Source organism: Nocardia tenerifensis NBRC 101015 (genome assembly GCF_000308715.1).
Lineage (GTDB): Bacteria > Actinomycetota > Actinomycetes > Mycobacteriales > Mycobacteriaceae > Nocardia > Nocardia tenerifensis.
Genome location: NZ_BAGH01000501.1, coordinates 1 through 4,218 on the forward strand (window position 1 = coordinate 1; position 4,218 = coordinate 4,218).

Annotated in this window: 5 protein-coding genes; 4 read left to right on the forward strand and 1 reads right to left on the reverse strand. The window is 69.5% G+C overall.

What is annotated here, in order from left to right; all coding sequences use genetic code 11:
• The 4 genes from ON39_RS34525 to ON39_RS34540 all read left to right on the forward strand — a co-directional run.
• On the forward strand, nt 1-567 hold a 567-nt coding region (locus tag ON39_RS34525), incomplete at its 5' end, for a carbohydrate ABC transporter permease (RefSeq protein WP_040740505.1).
• A 181-nt stretch (nt 568-748) separates the two neighbouring features.
• The gene (locus ON39_RS34530; RefSeq protein ID WP_246003055.1) at nt 749-1,543 is read left to right on the forward strand and encodes a carbohydrate ABC transporter permease; all 795 of its coding nucleotides are present in this window, start codon (nt 749-751) and stop codon (nt 1,541-1,543) included.
• Between the two features lie 10 nt (nt 1,544-1,553).
• On the forward strand, nt 1,554-2,666 hold the full coding sequence (locus ON39_RS34535) for an ABC transporter ATP-binding protein (protein ID WP_040740507.1): 1,113 nt from the start codon (nt 1,554-1,556) through the stop codon (nt 2,664-2,666).
• A gap of 152 nt (nt 2,667-2,818) precedes the next feature.
• The gene (locus ON39_RS34540; RefSeq protein ID WP_211336383.1) at nt 2,819-3,898 is read left to right on the forward strand and encodes an amidohydrolase family protein; all 1,080 of its coding nucleotides are present in this window, start codon (nt 2,819-2,821) and stop codon (nt 3,896-3,898) included.
• A gap of 81 nt (nt 3,899-3,979) precedes the next feature.
• On the opposite strand, the gene ON39_RS34545 is transcribed toward ON39_RS34540, so the two are convergent.
• Nucleotides 3,980-4,218 (reverse strand): IclR family transcriptional regulator domain-containing protein (locus tag ON39_RS34545; protein ID WP_040740508.1); only part of this gene is annotated, 239 nt, incomplete at its 5' end.

Consider the following 4,218-nt stretch of genomic DNA (forward strand, 5'->3'; position numbering starts at 1 on the left):
CTCATCACCCCGTTCCTGGTGACACCCGTTGCGGCCGCGCTCATTTGGAAGACGACCATGCTCGACCCGGTCTTCGGCCTGGTGAACTTCGTGCTGAAACCCTTCGGCGCCGGGCAGATCGACTGGGTGAGCAAGTATCCGCTGCCCGCGGTGATGGCGGATCTGGTGTGGCAGTGGACGCCGTTCATGATGCTGCTCATCCTGGCCGGGCTGCAGTCCATGCCACGCGACATCGTGGAGGCCGCGCGGGTGGACGGCGCGAACTCCTTCGCCGTCTTCCGCGAGCTCACGCTGCCGCACCTGCGCCGGTTCATCGAACTCGGCGCGGTGCTCGGCGCCATCTACCTGGTCAACACCTTCGACGCGGTGTACATGATGACCTCGGGCGGCCCCGGCATCGCCAGCTCCAACCTGCCCTTCTACATCTATCAGCGCGCGTTCCTCGGCTTCGACATCGGCCAGGCCGCCGCGATGGGCGTCGTCACCGTCGTCGCCACCACCGTGGTCGCCACCCTCGCGTTGCGGCTGCTGTTCAAGTCCTTCACCGGAAAAGAGGAGGCGGCATGAGCGACACTGGCGCAGCCCCGCTCATGAGAGCCGACCGGGTGCGGGTGTCCCGCAAAACACAGGAGGCGGCATGAGCGACACTGGCGCAGCCCCCGCTCATGAGAGCCGAGCGGGTGCGGATGCCCCGCAGCAAACCGAGCGCCGCAAGCCCACGGTGCGCAGGCGCCGCGGCGGACCTGGAATGTTCTGGAGCGTGCTGGCCTGGGTGGTCGGCATCGGCTTCTTCTTCCCGGTGCTGTGGATGGTGCTGACGGCCTTCAAGCAGGAGGGCGACGCCTACACCGACCCGCCGAAACTGTTCTTCACCCCGACCCTCGACCAGTTCTCGGCCGTGCTCGACAGCGGCATCGGCACCACGCTGCTGAACTCCACCTTCGCCACCGCCGTGTCGACGATCCTGGTGCTCCTGCTCGGCCTGCCCGCCGCCTTCGCGTTGTCGCTGCGGCCGGTGCGCCGCACCCAGGACGCGCTGTTCTTCTTCATCGGCACCAAGATGCTGCCGGTGGTCGCGGCGATCGTGCCGCTCTACGTGATCGTCGGCGATATCGGCCTGCTCGACAACATCTGGGCCCTCGTCATCCTCTACACCGCAATGAACTTGCCGATCGCGGTGTGGATGATGCGCTCGTTCTTCCTCGAGGTGCCCAGCGAACTGCTCGAGGCGGCGAGCATGGACGGCGCGAGCACCTGGACCGGCGTGCGCGAGGTGATCCTGCCGCTGGTCTCGCCCGGCATCGCCGCGACCGCGCTGATCTGCGTCATTTTCTCGTGGAACGAGTTCTTCTTCGCGGTGAACCTCACCGCCGTTCAGGCCCAGACGATTCCGGTGTTCCTGGTCGGCTTCATCACGGGGGAGGGCCTGTACTGGGCCAGGCTGTCCGCCGCCGCGGTGCTCACCGCGCTGCCCGTCGTCCTGGCCGGCTGGATCGCGCAGAACAAGCTCGTGCGCGGTCTCTCCTTCGGCGCCATCAAGTAAGGAAGCATCCATGGCCACCATTCGTTACGACTCGGCGTCCTGCGTCTACCCCGGCGCGGACACCCTCGCGGTCGACTCGCTCGACCTGGACATCGCCGACGGCGAATTCATCGTTCTGGTCGGGCCTTCCGGCTCCGGCAAGTCGACCGCGCTGCGCATGCTCGCGGGTCTCGAGGAGATCGACGGCGGATCGATCCGCATCGACGGCGCCGACATGGTCGGCGTCCCGTCCAAGGATCGCGACATCGCCATGGTCTTCCAGAATTACGCGCTCTACCCGAACAAGACCGTCGGGGAGAACATGGGTTTCGCGCTCAAGATGCTCAAAGTGCCGCTGGCCGAACGCAAGCGGCGCGTCGCCGAGGCTGCCGAGTTGCTCGGCCTCACCCCGTACCTGGACCGCAAACCGGCGAAACTGTCCGGCGGGCAGCGGCAGCGGGTCGCGATGGGCCGCGCCATCGTCCGGGAGCCGAGGGTGTTCTGCATGGACGAGCCGTTGAGCAATCTCGACGCCAAGCTGCGCGTGCAGACGCGCACCCAGATCGCCGCGCTGCAACGGCGTCTGGGCACCACCACCGTCTACGTCACCCACGATCAGGTCGAGGCGATGACCATGGGCGACCGCGTCGCGGTGCTGCGCGACGGCAGGCTGCAACAGTTCAGCACCCCCGCCGAGCTCTACGACCGCCCCGCCACCGCGTTCGTCGCGGGGTTCATCGGCTCGCCGTCGATGAACCTGTGCACCGTCCCGATCGTCCCGGCCGGCGTCGAGATCGCCGGTAGCACACTGGAATTGCCGCGCGAGCGGATGGCCCGGCTCGGCGAGGCGCGCCTCGACACGGTCACCGTCGGCATCCGCCCCGAACAACTCGAACTGCGCCGCGACGGCGGCGGTTTCGCGGCCACCGTCGAACTGATCGAGGAGCTCGGCAGCGAATCCTATGTCTACGCGCGCCCTTCCGGCGCCGGGGTCACCGGACTCGACGGCGAGTCGTTCATGTTCGTCGCTCGCTCGGCGATCCGATCGCCCGCGCGACTGGCCGAGTCGGTGCACCTGAGCGTGGCCGATCCCGCCGCGGTGCACCTGTTCCATCCGGTGACCGGGGCGCGCATCGCCGAGTAGCCGAGCGCGCGCGAGCGTGACCCGATAGTGCTGTAACAAGAACAGTGCGTTATCACTTCGTGTGCGGACAAATGCCCGGTCGGCTACTAACGTTCCCAAGCGAGCGGTCGCACCCCCGCCGCCGCACGGACCACCCCGCACCGGAGGCTTGCGTGACCGTCGACTCCCCAGCGATCGGCAAAACCGCCCTGCACAACGTTCGCGTCTTCGACGGCCACGGCCTGACCGAGCCGACGACGGTGGTGATCGACGGGGCGGTGATCGGCACCGACGCCGGCGGCGCCGAGGGCATCGACGGCCACGGCGCGATCCTGCTGCCCGGCCTCATCGACGCGCACGTCCATCTGTCGGGAATCGAGTCGCTCGACCGGCTCGCCGCGCACGGCGTGACCACGGCGCTCGACATGACCACCTGGCCGCCCGAGCGGCTCGCGGCGCTGCGCGACCGGCCGGGCACCACCGACATCCGCAGCGCGGGAACCCCGATCATCGGCGAGGGCGGCCTGCACGCCCAAATCCCTGGCATGGCCGAGCACGCGGTCATCCACGGCCCGGACGAGGCCGAGGCGATGGTCGCCGAGCGCGCCGCGGCCGGCTCGGACTACATCAAGCTCATGCTGGAGGCGCCGGGGGAGGGCGGCCCCGACGAGGCCTCGGCCAAGGCGGTCGTCGCGGCGGCGCACGCCCAGGAGCTGCGAATCGTCGCGCACGCAGCGTCTTTGGGCGCCTACACCCTGGCCCTGGACGTCGGCGCCGACATCGTCACGCACGTGCCCGCCGACGGTCAGCTACCCGCGGAGGATGTGCGCCGGATGGCGGCCGAGCACCGGGTCGCCGCGCCGACCCTCGTCATGATGCAAGGCATCGCAAAAGCTTTGGGCATGCTCGGCTTCGCCGACTGCCTCGCCAGCGTCGCCACGCTGCACGCCGCGGGCGTGCCCGTGCTCGCGGGCAGCGACGCCAACAGCGAGCCGGGTGTGCCGTATCAGCCGCCGCACGGAGACTCGCTGCACCGTGAACTGGAGCTGCTCGTCACCGCTGGCCTGTCCGCGGCCGCGGCCTTGCGCGCCGCGACCACCCTGCCCGCCCAGCACTTCGGCCTGCCCGACCGCGGCGCGATCGCCCCCGGCATGCGCGCCGATCTCGTTCTCCTGGAGGGTGATCCGCTGGCCGACATCCACGCCACCCGCGCCATCACCCGAGTCTGGTGCGGCGGCATCGCACACGTCTGAATCTCGTTCCGGGACAACACCGGAGGAGCCGTCGGGGTGTCGCCCCACTGCCTTGGCGACGCCCTGACGGCTCTCCGAACCTCACAGCGACATGGCCCCCTGCGATCTGAGCAGCCTGGTGAGGTTGGCACTCACCAGGCCCGCCGCCCGCAGCACCGCCTCCGCCAGCGCGGGCAGGCGGTTGAGCTCGGCGATCGTCCCCGCCAGCGCGGCGACGACCTCACCCGAGGGCCCGCGCACCGGCGCCGCGACGCAGGCGAGCCCGAACCGGCTCATGTCGGTGTCGTAGGCGAGCCCGCGTTCCCGCGCCAGCGTGACCT